This is a genomic window from Streptosporangium roseum DSM 43021, assembly GCF_000024865.1.
Lineage (GTDB): Bacteria > Actinomycetota > Actinomycetes > Streptosporangiales > Streptosporangiaceae > Streptosporangium > Streptosporangium roseum.
Window position 1 is genome coordinate 6752796 of sequence record NC_013595.1, and the last position, 16579, is coordinate 6769374.

Annotated in this window: 13 protein-coding genes; 7 read left to right on the forward strand and 6 right to left on the reverse strand. The window is 72.7% G+C overall.

Features of this window, described 5'->3' with window-relative positions:
* Positions 1–92 precede the first annotated feature (92 nt).
* A complete protein-coding gene (locus SROS_RS29730; RefSeq protein WP_043653201.1) occupies positions 93–494 on the reverse strand; it encodes a winged helix-turn-helix transcriptional regulator in 402 nt (133 codons plus the stop codon).
* On the opposite strand from SROS_RS29730, the gene SROS_RS29735 reads away from it, so the two are divergent.
* Complete coding sequence (locus SROS_RS29735) at positions 493–1359, forward strand: NAD(P)-dependent oxidoreductase (protein ID WP_012892622.1); 867 nt, start codon at positions 493–495, stop codon at positions 1357–1359. The genes SROS_RS29730 and SROS_RS29735 overlap by 2 nt on opposite strands.
* A gap of 418 nt (positions 1360–1777) precedes the next feature.
* The gene (locus SROS_RS29740; RefSeq protein WP_043653204.1) at positions 1778–2149 is read left to right on the forward strand and encodes a DUF2809 domain-containing protein; all 372 of its coding nucleotides are present in this window, start codon (positions 1778–1780) and stop codon (positions 2147–2149) included.
* A 283-nt stretch (positions 2150–2432) separates the two neighbouring features.
* On the opposite strand, the gene SROS_RS46295 is transcribed toward SROS_RS29740, so the two are convergent.
* Positions 2433–4979 (reverse strand): HEAT repeat domain-containing protein, encoded by a 2547-nt coding sequence (locus SROS_RS46295; RefSeq protein ID WP_148269242.1) that lies wholly within the window; start codon positions 4977–4979, stop codon positions 2433–2435.
* Here SROS_RS46295 and SROS_RS29750 point away from each other — a divergent pair.
* Positions 4978–5973 carry a TY-Chap domain-containing protein gene (locus SROS_RS29750; RefSeq protein ID WP_012892625.1) on the forward strand — a complete coding sequence of 332 codons (996 nt, stop codon included), beginning with the start codon at positions 4978–4980 and terminating at the stop codon, positions 5971–5973. The genes SROS_RS46295 and SROS_RS29750 overlap by 2 nt on opposite strands.
* A 546-nt stretch (positions 5974–6519) precedes the next feature.
* Here the strand turns inward: SROS_RS29750 and SROS_RS29755 are convergent.
* Both SROS_RS29755 and SROS_RS53275 read right to left on the reverse strand, forming a co-directional pair.
* The gene (locus SROS_RS29755) at positions 6520–7185 is read right to left on the reverse strand and encodes a response regulator (protein WP_012892626.1); all 666 of its coding nucleotides are present in this window, start codon (positions 7183–7185) and stop codon (positions 6520–6522) included.
* Positions 7182–8423: a sensor histidine kinase gene (locus SROS_RS53275; RefSeq protein ID WP_245564328.1), complete on the reverse strand. Its 1242-nt coding sequence runs from the start codon at positions 8421–8423 to the stop codon at positions 7182–7184. Before SROS_RS53275 ends, SROS_RS29755 begins: the two co-directional genes overlap by 4 nt.
* Positions 8424–8622: 199 nt before the next feature.
* Here SROS_RS53275 and SROS_RS29765 point away from each other — a divergent pair, with 199 nt between their 5' ends.
* Positions 8623–11709: an efflux RND transporter permease subunit gene (locus SROS_RS29765; protein ID WP_012892628.1), complete on the forward strand. Its 3087-nt coding sequence runs from the start codon at positions 8623–8625 to the stop codon at positions 11707–11709.
* Positions 11710–11717: 8 nt separating this feature from the next.
* Here the strand turns inward: SROS_RS29765 and SROS_RS29770 are convergent, their stop codons facing one another.
* The gene (locus SROS_RS29770; protein WP_012892629.1) at positions 11718–12305 is read right to left on the reverse strand and encodes a CGNR zinc finger domain-containing protein; all 588 of its coding nucleotides are present in this window, start codon (positions 12303–12305) and stop codon (positions 11718–11720) included.
* Positions 12306–12322: 17 nt separating this feature from the next.
* On the opposite strand from SROS_RS29770, the gene SROS_RS29775 reads away from it, so the two are divergent.
* Positions 12323–13567 carry an MFS transporter gene (locus tag SROS_RS29775; protein WP_012892630.1) on the forward strand — a complete coding sequence of 415 codons (1245 nt, stop codon included), beginning with the start codon at positions 12323–12325 and terminating at the stop codon, positions 13565–13567.
* Here the strand turns inward: SROS_RS29775 and SROS_RS29780 are convergent.
* Entirely contained in the window at positions 13487–14080 is a 594-nt protein-coding gene (locus SROS_RS29780) for a TetR/AcrR family transcriptional regulator (RefSeq protein WP_012892631.1), read from the reverse strand. The genes SROS_RS29775 and SROS_RS29780 overlap by 81 nt on opposite strands.
* 66 nt (positions 14081–14146) lie before the next feature.
* Here SROS_RS29780 and ureA point away from each other — a divergent pair, with 66 nt between their 5' ends.
* Together ureA and SROS_RS29790 are read left to right on the forward strand one after the other, a co-directional pair.
* A complete protein-coding gene (gene ureA, locus SROS_RS29785) occupies positions 14147–14890 on the forward strand; it encodes an urease subunit gamma (RefSeq protein ID WP_012892632.1) in 744 nt (247 codons plus the stop codon).
* Positions 14887–16536 carry an urease subunit alpha gene (locus SROS_RS29790; protein WP_012892633.1) on the forward strand — a complete coding sequence of 550 codons (1650 nt, stop codon included), beginning with the start codon at positions 14887–14889 and terminating at the stop codon, positions 16534–16536. The genes ureA and SROS_RS29790 overlap by 4 nt, the downstream gene beginning before the upstream one ends.
* Positions 16537–16579: the final 43 nt, after the last annotated feature.

Below are 16579 nucleotides of genomic sequence, written 5' to 3' on the forward strand. Positions count from 1 at the left end.
ACGAGGACCCCCTCGGCGAGCACGGCCTCCAGCACGCGCGAACGCCAAGCCGGGAGGGCGACGTGCGCACGTACCTGAAGGTACGTACTTGATCAAGGACCGGCGACCGGGAAGACTTGTTGAGGCGCGCCAAGCCCGTCGTCCGATACCGCCCCTGTCCTCACGGCCAGGTGGTCCCGACCCCAGGCGGAGAGCAGTTCCAGCAGTTCGTAGAGCCGACGGCCCCGTTCGGTCAGCGAGTACTCGACCCGGGGCGGCATCTCGTCGTAGTCCTCCCGGTGCACGATCCCGTCGGCCTGGAGCTCCCGGAGCTGCTGGGTCAGCACCTTCTCGCTGATGCCGGTGACCAGCCGCCTGGTCTCCCCGAAGCGGCGCGGACGCTCGGAGAGCGCCCACATGACGAACGACTTCCACTTGCCCTCGAACACCCCGACGGCCACACCCATCCCGCATGTGTGCGGATCGGTCACCGTCACGACCTCGGAGTTCCCCATGTCTGCTTCCCCCGTCACCGTTCTCGGCCTGGGCCCGATGGGCCGGGCCCTGGTCTCCGCGTTCCTGGCCGCGGGCCATTCCGCAACCGTCTGGAACCGTACTCCGGGCCGGGCGGACGGTCTGGTGGAGAACGGCGCCGTCGAGGCCGGGACCGCCGCGGAGGCGATCGCGGCGAGCGACCTCGTGGTGATCTGCGTGCTGGACCACGAAGCCGTCCGTGCCGTCATCGCCCCGCACGCCGCCGTGCTCAAGGGCCGGACCCTGGTCAACCTCACCGCCGGAACCCCCGACGACGCCCGCGCCACCGCCGAGTGGGCCGACGCGCACGGTATCGGCTATCTCGACGGCGCGATCATGGTTCCGACGTACCTCGTCGGCGGCCCGTCCACCTTGGTCCTCCACAGCGGCCCGGCCGACCTGTACGAACGCCACCGGGACACCCTCAGGGCCATCGGCGGCACCTGTGTGCACCTGGGCACGGACCCGGGCCGTGCGGGGGCGCACGACGTCGCGCTGCTCGACATCTTCTGGACGGCACTGACCGGCGTCGTCCACGCCTTCGCCCTCGCCGGGTCCGAGGGTGTCACCGCATCCGACCTGGCCCCTTACGCCAAGGGCGTCGCCGCGCTCCTGCCCGACGTGATCGACGCGTTCGCCGAGCAGGTCGACACCGGCAGCTACCCCGCCGGGGGCTCCAACCTCCGCTCGGCGGCGGCGATCATGTCCCATGTCCTCGAGGCCTCGCGCAGCCGGGGTGTCGACAGTACGGTGATCTCCGCCGCCCATGAGATCGCGCGCCGGGGCATGGCGGCCGGTTACGCGGACGACTCCTACGCCCACGTCGCCGAACTCCTCCGGGGTTGAGGAACGCAGGAACAGTCATTGACGGTGAGAAAGATCTTGTTTCTCGTTGTGGCGGTGAGCTGGTCGAATGCGAAAGGGGCAGGCGTTCAGCGGGTTCAGCCGAGATACGGGTAATACCGGCCATCGGTGGATCTTGAAGATGCTGACCTGGGCAGACGGCAGTGCGCACGTAGGGCTGAGCGCCGCCCCGACTTCCGAGGTCAGCCAATCTCGGAAGTCGTCTCCAGGCTGGGCTTCCGAGATTCCGCCTCCCAGGGCCGAGGAGAGGCTCCAGCCTGCTTCCGAGATTACGAACATGATCGGCTCGTGGCCGCTTCTGGCTGTATCTCGGCCGGACCCGCATAAGGGACGAGCTCTATGATCAGGTTCGTCCTGATCGTTGAGATTCGGAGAAGATGTCAATCTCATGCGCCGTGCCATGGTCCTTCTGGGTGGCGTCGCCCTCGCCGTCGGCGCGTTCGTCCTCTTCTACCGGGGCCCGGGACAACCGTTCATCCGCGGTTACGTGAGCGACGTCGTCGCCACCATGCTGGTCTACGCGTTCTTGGGGCTGCTGTGGCGCACCACCGCCGCACGCCGCGCCCTCGCCACGGCCGCGATCGCCGCCGTCGTCGAGTTCTACCAAATAGTCGGCATGACCCCGCCGGGCATCGGCGGTGTCCTGGTCGGCGCGTTCCCCGACCCATGGGACCTGGTCGCCTATGCCATCGGTGTGGTCGCGGCCCTGGCCTGGGAACGCCGATTGGTCCGATCCGGTGATCAGGGCCCTCCGCTCGGGTCGATGTCATAGGCCGCAAAGTAGGGGCGTATCCCCAGGTCAGGACAGCGCGCCGACGCCTGTCGAAATCCGCTCACCGCCCCGTTTAGACCCTCCGCTCCCGAAGATGACCCCAGCCCCAAAGTAGATTTTGATCATGGTTCTGAGTCGCTTGCTGGGGTGTCGCGATTAGCTCGTTTCCGACACACTCACGGCGCGAAGAACATCCGAATCGAAACGTGCGCTTGCACTGTCAGTCACCTATGTCACAGAGAGTGCTACCGCCAAAATCCGGTCCGATCCTCCCCAGAGGCCCCTACCGCCCGGCGTCGAGTACGGCGCGGGCCGCGGCGCGCAGGGCCTCGTCGTCCTCGACGGAGCGCCAGTGCCGCCGCTCGACGGGGCGCCAGTTCCGGTAGGTGAACGGGCGCTGGCCGGGGTCGAGGAGCGCGCGGAGCCGGGGCAGGGCGGGGACGACGCCCTCGGGGTCGGCGGCGGCGACCTCCGCGAGCAGGGCCAGCGGCTCCAGCCGGCTGCGCGGCAACCACCCGCTGGGCTCGGTCACCTGCTCGACCAGGGTCATCAGAGCCGGGACGATCTCCTCGGCGCGGCGGCTGTGCCGCCACAACGCGCGGGCCAGGGCGAGGGTGTGCCGGTGGCCGAGGCGCCGGGCCTGGTGGATCAGGTTCCGGAGGCGGTCCAGGACCTCGCCGGTCGGGGCGATCTCGGTGAGGGTGATCAGCGCCGGGACGGTGTCGGAAGCGCCCGTGCCGGGGGCGCTCAGCGCCAGCAATGCGGGCACGACCTCGCCGGCGTCGCCGGTGACCCGCCACAGGGCCCGCAGGTGACGCAGGGCCGCCAGAGGGGGCAGGGTCCGCAGCTCCTGCCGCAACCACTCCGCTGCCCCGGCCGCCGCCGGTCCCAGCTCGGCGTAGATCTCCGCGCGGTACCAGGAGAGCGTGTCCTCGCTGTCCAGCGCGGTGAGGACGGGTTCGGTGTCCCCCGTCAGCCGCCAGTGGATCAGGGGGTCGATGCGCGCTGGATCCCGGCCCCCGGGATCGAGGGGGCCGAGGAGCTTGCGCAGCCCGCGCTCCCGGCCGGCTACCACCGGGCCGGGGCCGATCGCCCCGAGCGCGTGCGCCGCCCAGAGCGCGTGCTCGGTGTCGAGCAGCTCGACCAGGTCGGGCACTACCGGGACGCCCGCTCGGTGCCAGGCGGCCAGGACGAGGGGGTAGTGGAGCCGGTCGTGCCGGGCCGCCATCTTGGCCATCAGGGGGAGCAGCAGGTCGCGGTGGTGGGCGTGCAGGGGGGTGAGCAGCTCGCAGAAGTTCAGCTCCAGGTCGCTCCAGCGACCCACGTTGGACAGCGGCAACCAGTCGCGGAAGCCGTCCCGCCGTTCCCGGCGCGGGCCGGCGGCCATCCGTACGGCCAGCAAAGGCACGCACCGGTCGTCGCCCATCTTGGCCAGGGCCCACAACGCCTGGGTCCGGACCAGCGGGTCCGGCTCGCCGACCGGCGTCGCGTGCGCGGCTGCGGCGTCGGCCCAGGGGCGGGAGGCGGTTCCGCACATGGCCAGGGTTCGCAGGGCCAGGGCGCGGTTGGCGGGGAGCGGGTCGTCGACCAGCCTGGCCAGGGCGGGCAGCAGGGCGGGGACTGCCGAACGCCGGTCGGCCAGGAGGGCGGCGGCGAGTTCCAGGCCGCCGGTTCGGTGCTCCGGGCGGTCGTGGCTCAGCAGGGCGCGGGTGAGGGCCAGGAGGCCGGGCAGGTCTCCACCCAGGAGTTCGCCGATTTCGCGCACCTCCGAGGCCTGCAGGTCGAAGAGGTCGGCGCGCTGGGTCGAGGGCCTCCAGCCGGGGTCGAGCAGCACCTCGGCCACCGCTCGGGCGTAGGCCGGGTCGTCATGGCCGGGCACCACGCGCCGCAACGCCCGCACCACAGCCACCCGAACCTCCGGCCGCCCGCCGCCTGCCGAGGACCCATCCCCCAGGTTCGGGTGAGGATCCGCAGGGCGCCCGTCCCCCGGAGCCGGATGGAGATCCCCGGGATTCGGATGCAGATCCGCGGAAGTCAGATGGGGGTTGTGGGGGGACGGGTGGGGATCCCCATGGGCCAGCGCCGCGTCCCCCAGGGTCAGGTGGGCTTGGAGCCAGGTCACGATCTCCTGCCGGCGTGGTTCCGCCGCGTGGGTGGCGAGTTCGCCGAGGGCGGCGAGGAGGTGTTCGGCCACCACGGGGTCGTGCTCGGCGGCGCAGCGGGACTGAAGGAGCTGGGTGACCTCCTCGGCCCGGCCGGTCGCCTGCGCCAGGGCGACCGCGGTGCTCCGCCGTACCGGCTGGACAGGGTCGTCCAGCAACGCGCACAGGTCGGTGACGACACGGTCCCAGACGCTCGGCCAGCTAGCGGCCGTAACCCGGCGCACCTGCGAGGCAGCCGACGCGCCGAGGCCGGTCCGCAGGGAGGCCATCGCGGGCAGCCGCATCGGCCGGCCGAGGGCCTCCGCGCGGGCGGCGGTCGCGGCGATCTCCCCGATCGACTCGACGAGCAGGGCACGGACCGGCACGGCCGGGTCTGCGGCGGCCAGGGTCATAAACGGGAGCAGCTCAACGGCCGCCGGATAGAGGTACTCGCCCACGCCACAGACCCGGCGCAACGTCCGGACCGCCGCCTCGGCCGCCTCGGCCCGCCACAGGTCGGTCACGAGCCGCGGCCCGTATCCGGCGGCGGTGCCGGGGTTGAGCACCACCGACCAGTTCACCGCGTCCAGCCCCGCCACCACGTCCCGCTCCCCGGCCTCCACCCAGGCGAGTGTGGCGCATGCCGCGCACCGGACCCGCGACGGGCCCCGGTTAGGATCACCCGTCATGACTCCCGACGCCCAGCTCCGCGAGCTCGTCCGCCGTTTCGCCACCCTTGACCTGGCCGGATGGGACGACGTCGCCTTCGATCGCGCCCGCGAGCACCTCGGCTGGCAGGCCGCGGTCTACTCCCCCGAGGAGGAAGCCCGGCGCGCCCGGTTCCCCAGGTTGTACCCCGCTGAGGAGTACGACACCGCTCTCGGCGCCGAGAGCGGGACCTTCGCCCGGCACGGCGCCGACGACGTCCGCACCCAGGTCTCGCTGCGGGCCGGGCAGGGCGACGAGCTCTTCCTCGCCCTGCGCTCGCTCCTGGAGGAGGTCCTGGGCCCGCCGTCCCTCCTGCGCGGGCCGGGGCCGCTGCTGCGCTGGCGTGGCCCGGTCCGGCTGCTGGAGCTGGAGCGGGTCCGCGGCGCCGCCTACCTGCGGGCCTGCCCCGCCGAGGCGATCGAGAAGGACGAGTACCGCACCGCGCAGTGGGCCGAGGCGGAGGACGGGCTCGGGCAGCTCGGCTACTGGCAGATGATCGGCCGGCGGCCGGAGGCGACCGACCTGTTCATCCCCGGCGGCTACGCCGCCAACGACTGGGCGGAGTTCGAGGAGCGGCTGGCCGAGACCCTGCGCTCGGTCGTCGCCGACTTCGCCCTCCTGGCGCCGTCGAGCCACTTCACCGTGGTCATCCACACCCCCCGCGAGCGCGCCTACGCGCAGTGGACCACCGACCCGGTGTGGGGCCTGGAGATCCAGGCCGCCATCCCCGCCGAGCCCAGCCCCACCTGGGAGAGCGACCTGATCGGGCTCGGCTGGTCGCCGCCGGACTCGCCCGACACCGAGGGCCGGCTGATCCGTCGTTTCCCCGTGCTCGGGCCCGAGGAGGCCCAGACCGCCGCCCGGCTGCTCGTCGCCGCGCTGAGAACGTACGGCGTGCCGTTCGCGGACCTTTCGCAGTTGGTGATCTCGCCCCCGGTGCACCTGCTCGGGCTCGGCCTGCCCACCCACCGCTGACCGGACACCCGCGACGTATCACGATTTTTCCACCCGTAACATGATCAGTCATGAAGATCAGCTCCAACACCGTTGCGTTTGGGTGATCGGCCGTTCGTCAAGCCCCACTGACTACTTCTTGACGCGAGCGGAGAACCTTCAAAGCACAGGGGTCCCAGTAGCAATCGCGGAAAATCCAACGGATATGGGTCTGACCTGTATGGATGGAATCTCGGCCCGCCCTCCCGTGATCGTGTTTCTCAAGGAGTTCCCGCAGGTCAGCAGCAACACCGTTGGATTCTGCTCCATTGCTACTGGGACCCCATCCGGCATGAGCCACGGCCCGGCGTGCTCCAAACTCCGGCATGGACCAAACTCCGGCATGGACCACGGGTCGGCATGGACCACGGGCCGGCATGGACCACGGTGAGGTTCGGTGAGCGCGGCGGCGACGGGCGCGGGGCGCCGCCCGTGCCGGCCGCGAAGCCGGGGATGCCCCGCGCCTGTCGCCGCGCCCCGACCGCCTCACCCCCACCGCCTCACCCCCACCGCCTCACCTCGGCCGCCTCACCTCGGCCGTCTCGCCGCCCCGGTGAGCCCGGCCTCGGAGGCGAGGAGCCCCGCCTGGGTGCGGTTGGAGAAGCCCAGCTTGACCAGCATGCGCGAGACGTAACTCTTGATCGTGGCCTCGGACAGGTAGAGCCTGCGGGCGATCTTGGCGTTGGACAGACCCTCGCCGAGGCAGGTGAGCACCTCCACCTCCCGGTCGGTGAGATCCGCGATCCGGGCCAGGGCCCGATCCCTGGCCGCGCCGTGCCCGGCCGAGGCGGTGAGCAGCCGCCGGGTGGCCGCCGGGGACAGTACGGTGTGCCCGTCGGCGGCCACCCGAACCAGCCCGATCAGGTCCTCCGGCGGGGTGTCCTTGAGCAGGAACCCGGCGGCCCCCAGGCTCATGGCCCGCAGCACGTAGCCGTCACGGTCGAAGGTGGTCAGCACCACCACCTTCGGCGGCGCGGGGAAGCGGACGATGTGCTCGATCGCGGCCAGCCCGTCGACCCCGGGCATGTGCAGGTCCATCAGGACCACGTGCGGCCGGTGCCGTACCACGGCCTCCACGGCCTCGGCCCCGTCGTAGGCCTCGGCGACCACCACCAGATCCTCGGCCGCCGACAGGATGGTCCGTAGCTGGGCGCAGACCATGCGCTCGTCGTCGACGATCAGCACCCGGATCACGGGGACACCCGGATCACGCCGGCGGACTCCGCGGCGGGGCGCGGCACGGCGGCGCCGGGCCCGTGCCCGGCCGCCCTCGGCGCCGATCCGCCCTCGGCACCGTGCCCGGCCGTACGGCCCGCCGGTCCCGCGCCGGGGGCTACCGGCAGCGCGGCCCGCACCTCGAAGCCCCCGTCCTGTGACGGCCCCGCCCGCAGCGAGCCATGGACGAGCTCGACGCGCTGGCGCAGGCCGCTCAGACCGGTGCCGCCCTCCCCGAGCATGATCTCGGTGCCCCCGTCCGCCGCGGTGTTGCGCACCAGGATGCGGAGCAGATCGCCCGCATAGCTCACCTGGACGGTCACCCGCGCCCCGGGCGCGTGCTTGTGCACGTTCGTCAGCGCCTCCTGGACGACCCGGTAGGCGGTGCGGTCCACCACGGGCGGCGTGGGGAGCGGCTCGCCCTCGGTGACGAGGCCGACCTCGATCCCCGCAGCCCTGGACTCCGCGACCAGGCCGGTCAGGTCGAGCACGACGGGCTCGGCGGTGCGCGCGGAGCCGAAGGTCTCCTCCGAACGGAGCACGCCGACCAGGTCGCGCAGCTCCTCCAAAGCCTGGCAGCCGACCTGGCGCAGCTCCTCGGCCGCCTCGCGGACCACCTCGTCGCGGGCGATGGTCCGCAGCGCGCCGGCGCGCAGGACCATGAGGCTGACCCGGTGGGTGACGACGTCGTGCATCTCGCCGGCGAGCCGGGCCCTCTCCTCCGACCTGGCCCTCTCGGCCATCAGCTCCTGCTCGCGCTCTGCGCGCTCGGCCCGGTCGGCCAGGGCCTGGAACAGCCGCCGCCGGGAGGCCCGCCACATGCCGAGCAACGCCGGGGCGATCCCCAAGAGGGAGTTGGTCGCGGTGTTCAGCAGGATCTCGAGCACCGGCCCGGAGGCGTTCCAGGGCTGGCTCAGCGTCATCGACAGAACGATGACGCTGATCCAGTCACGGGGACGGCCCCTGCCGTAGACCGCGATCGCGTAGGTGGCGAACGGCCCCGCCACCGGAGCGGCGAAGGCGCACAGCACGACACACAGCATCACGACGGCGACCGGCGACCGTCGCCTGGCGATCAGGGCCAGCCCGCCGATGAGCTGCGCGACGGCCGCGGCCCACACGCTCCACGACAGCGGCGACTGCTGGGCGACCGCGTTGGTGACCGTCAACGACGCGCCCAGCGCGCCGACGGCGATCGCCAGGGTCGCATCGCCCACGACCACACGGGATGGCTTCCAACTCACCCGGTCACGCTATCCAGCGCCCCGCACTGGTGCTACCGCACGGCGGGCACAGGCAACCAAAGAGTACGGCCGCGCAACTTTCGTTGATCCGAGCCGCAACCTTGGCCGCTACCGCGGGCGGGGCGGAAGCCGAACCCTGGAGGGGACGACCATTCCCGAGGGGGGACCCCCGTTGAACGTTCTTACCCGGATAAGCCTCGCCAACAGGGCGCTGGTGGCACTTCTGGCGATCGCGGTGCTGATATTCGGAGCGATCGCCACCATGTCGCTGAAACAGGAGCTGCTCCCGTCGTTCTCCGTGCCCACGGTGAGCGTGACCGCGATCTATCCCGGGGCCGCGCCGCAGATCGTCGAGCGCAACGTCACCGAGAAGATCGAGGAGGCCGTCGAGGGAGGCGCAGGCCAGAAGAGGATCACCTCGTTCTCCCGCGACGGCCTGGCGGGAGTCTCCGTCGAATACGACCACGGCACCGATCTCGACGGGGCGATCCAGGATCTGCAGCAGCGGATCGGCCGGATCCAGCCGGAGCTCCCGTCCCAGGTGACCCCGCGGGTCGCGCCGGGGATGTCGACCGAGTTCCCGGTCCTGAGCCTGGCGGCCACCGGCGACGACGAGCGCCGGCTGGCCCGGCTGCTGAAGGAACGCGTCCCCGGCGAGCTGGGCGGCATCGACGGCGTGAGCCGGGTGCTGGTCAGCGGCGAGCGGGCCGAGACCGTGGAGATCCGCCTCGACCAGGACAGGCTCCGCAAGTGGGGCCTCACCGCCGACGCGGTCGCCGCCACGCTGGGCTCCAGCGGGTCGGTCGTGCCCGTCGGCACCGTCACCGCCGGCGGCGAGTCGCTCGCCCTGCAGGTCGGCGAGAGCTTCGACTCCCTCGCGGACGTGCGCGGCATCCACCTGGCGCCGAAGGTCACGCTGGACGACGTCGCCGACGTGCGCCTCGTCGAGGAGCGTCCGGAGACGCTGACCCGCACCGACGGCAGGCCCAGCCTGAGCGTCTCGGTCATGGCCAAGCCGACGGGCAACACGGTGGCGATCGCCAAGGAGGTGAAGCAGAGGCTGCCGGAGCTCACCCGGTCCCTGGGCGGCGCGGCCACCCTGACCGTCGCGTTCGACCAGTCGGAGTTCATCGAGAAGTCCATCGGCGACCTGACCACCGAGGGCCTGCTGGGACTGGGCTTCGCCGCCCTGATCATCCTTGTCTTCCTCTTCTCCTTCCGGTCCACCGTCGTGACGGTGGTCTCGATCCCCCTCTCGCTGGTGGTCGCGCTCATCGGCCTGTGGGTCAACGGCTTCACGCTCAACATGCTGACGCTCGGCGCGCTGACCATCGCCGTCGGCCGGGTCGTGGACGACTCCATCGTGGTCATCGAGAACATCAAACGCCATCTGGACCACGGCGAGGCCAAGCTCCACGCGGTCCAAGCGGGCACCCGCGAGGTTGCCGGGGCGGTCACCGCCTCCACGCTGACCACGGTCGCCGTCTTCCTGCCCATCGCGTTCACGGGCGGGATCACCGGAAGCCTGTTCTCGGCGTTCGCGTTGACCGTCACCATCGCCCTGCTGGCCTCGCTGCTGGTGTCGCTGACGGTCATCCCCGTGCTCGCCTACTGGTTCCTCAAGACGCCCAAGGCCGGGGTGGCCCGCGAAGTCGTAGAGGCCAGGGAGCGCAGCGGCGTGCTCCAGCGCGTCTACGTCCCGGTCATCGGGTTCGCGGTGCGGCGGCGCTGGGTGACGCTCCTGGCCGCCCTCGGGATCCTCGTGGCCACCGGGGGCATGGCGGGCCGGCTCACGACCGACTTCCTGGGCAGCTCCGGACAGGACACCTTCCAGGTGCGGCAGGAGCTGGCCGCCGGCACGAGCCTGGCGGCGGCAGACCAGGCGGCCCGCGCGGTGGAGCGGGCGGTCAAGGACGTGCCGGGCCTGAAGTCCTACCAGGTCACCATCGGGCCGGACAACAGTGAGGAGGGCGGGGCGCGCAACGTGGCGACGTTCTCCGTCACCGCCGAGGAGGGCGCGGACGTGGCGGCCCTCCGCGAGGCCGTCCGGACCCGGGTCACCGAGCTGGCCGCGTCCGACCCGAAGACCGGCAAGGTGACCGTCCAGGGCGATCAGGGCGGCCTGACCTCCACCGACCTCGCGGTCACCGTGTCGGCGGGCGACGATGTCTCCCTGGCACGCGCGGCGGAGCTGGTCGGCGGGGCCATGCGGCAGACGCCCGGCACCTCGGAGGTCAGGTCAGGCCTGGCGGGGACGGCCCGGCAGATCGCGGTGCGGGTCGACGGCGAGGCGGCCGTCGCACGCGGGCTCACCGAGGGCCAGGTAACGCAGGCGGTGGCCCGGGTGACCCAGGGGCAGCGGGTCTCCCGGGTCACCCTGGACGGCGCCGAGCGTGAGATGTCCCTCCGGGTAGGCGCCCCGGCGGACGACCTGACCGCGCTGCGGAACCTGAGGATCCCCACGCCGCTCGGCCGTACCGTCAAGCTCGACGACGTGGCCACGGTCGAGACCGTGACGGCGCCCACCCGGCTGACGCGGATCGACGGGGAGCGCGCGACCACGGTGAGCGCGAAGTTCTCCGGCAAGGACCTCGGCGCGGCGAGTTCCACGCTCTCCAGGCGGCTGGGAGAGCTGAAGCTGCCCGCCGGCGCCTCCGCCGAGATCGGCGGGGTCAGCGAGCAGCAGACCAGCTCGTTCAACAGCCTGTTCGTGGCCCTCGGCGCGGCGATCCTGATCGTCTACCTGATCATGGTGGCCACGTTCCGGAGCCTGGTGCACCCGCTCATGCTGCTGGTGTCGATCCCGTTCGCGGCGACCGGCGCCCTCGGTCTGCTGGTGGTCACCGGCACCCCGCTCGGCCTGCCCAGCCTGATCGGCATGCTGATGCTGGTCGGCATCGTGGTCACCAACGCGATCGTGCTGCTCGACCTGGTCCGCCAGTATCGCGACGGCGGCATGAGCGCCCGTGAGGCGGTCATCGAGGGCGGCAGGCACCGGGTCCGCCCGGTCGTCATGACCGCGCTGGCGACCATCTGCGCGCTGACGCCGATGGCCACCGGCCTGACCGGGGAGGGCGGTTTCCTGTCCAAGCCCCTGGCCGTGGTCGTCATCGGGGGCCTGACCAGCTCCACGCTGCTGACCCTGATCCTGCTGCCGACCCTCTACACGATCGTCGAGGACGTCAAGGACCGGTTCCGGGGCTCCCGCCGCCCGGATCCCGCCCCGCTCCCCGAGCGGGAGCCGGCGCACGCGGGCTGATCCCCGGCTCACGCGGGCTGATCCCCGGCGGGCCGGGGACCGGGTGCGGCGCCTGCGCGCCGCGCCCGGTGCCCGGCCACGCGTGCCCGGGTCGCGCACCGGGGGGAGCAGAAACGCCGCGGGCTGCCGCCGGAGGAGTCGGCAAACGGGCGGGCGCAGCCGGCGGCGGCGCAGATGCCCCCGGGGACCCGCTGGTGATCGGCGAGCAGCACGGCCAGCGCCATGGCCGAGGAGGTCAGGAACCACTCCGCCCAGGGTGCGTCGTCATGGCCGTCCACGTGCAGGTGCCAGGTGCTCCGGCCGTCGTGGGTGGTCAGCCGGGGCGGCCGGGCCGCCTCCGCGAGCAGCCGGTTGAGCAGCGTGGCCGCCTCGTCGACGTCAGCCGCCGCGAAGACCTCGCGCAGCCGGCCCGCCGCACCCCTCATGGCCGCGACGTCCTCCGCGGTAAGTCCGAGATCGCCGGACGGGCCCGGTCCCCGCTCGCCGTACGCGTGGAGCACCTCGCTCACGCTCTCGACGGCCGGGTCGGCCAGCAGGACGGCGGTCAGGTCGGCCGCGCGGTCGGCCATGGCTCTCGTGGAGTGCTGCACACACATAATGTAACGTCTCTTCGATGATGAGGCGTTACAGATTCGGCGGCTATCTGGCGGGTGCCGTCACGGCCCGTACCGGCGACGAGATGTCCGGCCCGGCGCTGCTCCTGCTCGGGCTCTCCCTCACCGGGTCGCCGGCCACCGGAGCATCGCTGCTGGCGGGGTTGACGGTCTCCTCCGCCGTGGGAGGTCCGATCTTCGGCGTGCTGCTGGACCGCAGCCCCCGGCCGGGACGCCTGCTGGCGGCGGCGCTGGCCGCATACGCCTGCGGGCTCCTGCTGATCCTGCTCGCCCTGGGGCACGCGCCCGTCGCGCTGCTCGTCGGCGTGGCCGTGCTCGCAGGCCTGCTGGGCCCGGCGCTGGCGGGCGGCTGGACGGCGCAGCTGCCGCTGGTCGTCGGGGAGGCGGGCATAGGGCGAGGCAGCATGCTGGACGGGCTGACGTACAACCTGGCGAGCCTGACCGGGCCCGCCCTGACCGGGGTGCTGGCCACGGTGGCCGGGGCTCCGGTCCCGGTCGCCGTGTCGATCGCGCTGGTGCTGCTGGCGTTCCCGGCGGCCTGGTCGCTCCCCGCCAGGCCCGTCCGGCCCGCCGGAGACCGCGGCGGGCCCCTGTGGCGGGAGGTGGCCGCCGGGTTCTCCTCGATCGCGCGGATCGCCGGCCTGCGCCGGGCGACGGTCACCACGATGGTCTCCTTCGCCGGGGTGGGCGTGCTGGTCGTCTGCTCACCCCTGCTGGGCGCCGAGCTGACCGGGGAGGCGGGGCACGGCGCCGTGCTGCTGTCCGCGCTGGCCGTGAGCGCGCTGGCCGCGAACGCGCTCCTGGCCAGACGGCCGCCCGCCACACCCGACAGGATCATCCTGATCAGCACGCTGCTGCTCGCCGCGGGCTCCGCGCTCGCCGCGGTGGCGGGCTCCCCCGCGGTGGCGGTGGCGGCGGCGGTCGTCGCCGGCGCCGGGGAGGGACCTCAGCTCACCGCGGTGCTGGCGGTACGGCACCGCGACGCGCCCGGACGGCTCCGCGGCCAGATCTTCACCACCGCGGCGAGCCTGAAGATCACCTCTTTCGCGGCAGGCTCCGCGATCGCCGGGCCGCTGGCCGCCTGGTCGCTGACCGGCGCGCTGTGCGCGGCGGCCGGGCTCCAGCTCCTGGCCGCCCTCGCCTACCTGCTGACCGGCCGGCGGTCAGGGCAGGAGCTCCCGCCAGATCGCCCGCATGGCCTGCTCGTGGGCCCATCCGGGACCCCGGCCGGGCAGCCCGAGTAACACGTCGCTCGCGAGGCTGTCCATGATCCGGCACATCCGCGTGGCGTACTCCTCCGGGTCGTCCACCGGCCGGAACAGCCCCTCCCCCACGCCCCGGACGACGATGGCGGCCAGCTCCCCCACCCAGGTGCCGGTGAATCCGGCGATCCTGAGGAGCGTCTCCTCGTCCTGCGGCGGGCGGGCGATGACCTGGGCCCACAGCCGCCAGCGGACGTCCCTGGGACCGCCGGGCAGGTAGAGCTCCACCAGGCGGCCGACCGCCTCGCGCGGGTCGGCGACGGTCGCGAGCTCGGCCGTCCGGCGCTCGGCCAGCTCGTCCTCGCTGAGCAGCAGCGTCGAGACGAGGATCCGGTCACGCTTGCCGAAGTAGTACATGACGTGACCGCTGCTCATGCCGGCCCGTTCGGCGATGTCGCGCACCCGCAGCCGCTCGGGCCCCACCTCGTCGATCGCCAGCAGCGCCGCGCGCAGCACGTGCGCCCGCACGTCGGGGCGCTCCAGCTTCGCAGTCATGGGACCTACCGTACAGGTTTAGAATGCTGCTCTAAGTTTGAAGACAGTTCTAAAAGGGAGAGGGCTGTGCGGCTGACACCTGCGGAACGCGACCGGCTGCTGCTGTTCACCGCGGCCGGGCTGGCGCGCGCCAGGAAGGCGAGAGGTCTGCGGCTGAACGTGCCGGAGGCCACCGCGCTGATCGCGGACACGGTCTGCGAGGCCGCCCGCGACGGGGCGTGGCTGGCCGAGGCGGTCGAGGCCGGCCGCAGGGTGCTCGGCCCGGACGACGTGCTGCCCGGCGTGGCCGACGTCGTCACCGAGGTCATGGTCGAGGCGGTCTTCGACGACGGCACCCGGCTGGCCGTGGTGACCGACCCGTTCGGCGGCGGCTCGCTCGGCGCCGAGGCCCCCGGCGCGGTGACCGCCGCGCCCCCGCCCTCCGGGCAGAGGGACGCCGCCGAGGAGGGCGCCGTCGAGGTCGAGGTGCTCAACACGGCTACCGTCCCGATCAGCGTCACCTCGCACTTCCACTTCTTCGAGGCCAACCCCCGGCTCCGGTTCGACCGGGCCGCCGGCTACGGCCGCCGGCTGGCCGTTCCGGCGGGCTCCACCGTCCGCTTCGATCCGGGCGAGAGCCGTACCGCCAGGCTGGTCCCGATCGGCGGCGCGCGGGTGGCGATCGGGTTCGCCGGGCTGGTGGACGGGCCGCTGGACGCGCCGGGCGCGTTCGAGCGGGCCATGGAGAAGGCGCGGGCCTGCGGATATCTGGGCAGCGAGCCGGCGGGGCCCACCACCGGCGACCGGCCGGCGGGGGCGGGTGACCGATGAGCATGTACGGCCCGCGTAAGGGAGACCGGGTCAGGCTCGGCGACTCCGGCCTGGTGGTCGAGGTCGAGCACGACTCGCAGAAGGCCGGGGAGGAGTTCCTGGCCGGGTTCGGCAAGACCGCCCGGGACGGCCTGCACCTGAAGGCCGCCTCGATCAGGGACACCTGCGACCTGGTGATCAGCAACGTGCTGATCCTCGACCCGATCCTGGGCGTGCGGACCGCGTCGATCGGCGTCCGGGAGGGGCGCGTCCACGCCGTCGGCCGGGCCGGCAACCCCGACACCCTGGACGGGGTGGACGTGGTGGTCGGCACCGGGACCACGATCGTGTCCGGTGAGGGGCTCATCGCGACGGCGGGGGCGATCGACACCCACGTCCACCTGCTCAGCCCGCGCATCATGGAGGCCTCCCTGGCCTCCGGCGTCACCACGATCATCGGCCAGGAGTTCGGGCCGGTCTGGGGCGTGGGGGTGAACTCGCCGTGGGCCCTGCGGCACGCGTTCAACGCCTTCGACGCCTGGCCGGTGAACATCGGCTTCCTGGCGCGCGGCTCGTCCTCACACGAGGCTCCGCTGGTCGAGGCGCTGGTCGAGGGCGGTGCGAGCGGCTTCAAGGTGCACGAGGACATGGGGGCCCACACCCGCGCGCTGGACACCGCGCTGCGGGTCGCCGAGGAGCACGACGTGCAGGTGGCCCTGCACACCGACGGTCTCAACGAGTGCCTGTCGGTGGAGGACACCCTCGCCGTGCTCGGAGGCCGGACGATCCACGCCTTCCACATCGAGGGCTGCGGCGGCGGTCACGTGCCGAACGTGCTCAAGCTGGCCGGGGTGGCCAACGTCATCGGCTCCTCCACCAACCCGACGCTGCCCTTCGGCCGGGACGCCGTCGCCGAGCACCACGGGATGATCGTCTCGGTGCACGGGCTCCGGCCCGAGCTGCCGGGGGACGCCGCGCTGGCCAGGGACCGGATCCGGGCCGGCACCATGGGCGCCGAGGACGTGCTGCACGACCTCGGGGTCATCGGCATCACCTCCTCCGACGCGCAGGGCATGGGCCGGGCGGGCGAGACGGTCCGCCGGACGTTCGCAATGGCCGGGAAGATGAAGGGGGAGCTGGGCGCGCCGGAGCGCAACGACAACGAGCGGGTGCTGCGCTACCTGGCCAAACTGACGATCAACCCGGCCATCGCGCACGGCCTGGCCCACGAGGTCGGCTCGCTGGAGCCGGGCAAGCTGGCCGACATCGTGCTGTGGCGGCCGGACCACTTCGGCGCCAAGCCGCAGCTCGTGCTGAAGGCGGGCTTCCCCGCCTACGGCGTGACCGGGGACCCGAACGCCTCCACCGACACCTGCGAGCCGCTGGTGCTGGGCCCGCAGTTCGGCGCGTACGGCGCGACCGCCGCGGACCTGTCGGTGGCCTTCGTCAGCGGGGCGGCCGCGGACGCGGCCGACGACCGCATGACGACCCGCCGCCGCCGGGTGGGGGTGCGCGGCACCCGCGGCATCGGCCCCGGCGACCTGGTCCTCAACTCCCGGCTCGGGTCCGTCGAGGTGGACACTCTCGGCCAGGTCACCCTCGACGGCGACCCGGTCCGGTCGGCCCCCGCCGACTCGGTCTCGCTGAGCCGCCTGTACTTCCTGTGACGTCCCGCCCTTCCTGCGACGTGCCGCACCACGCGGACGCTCC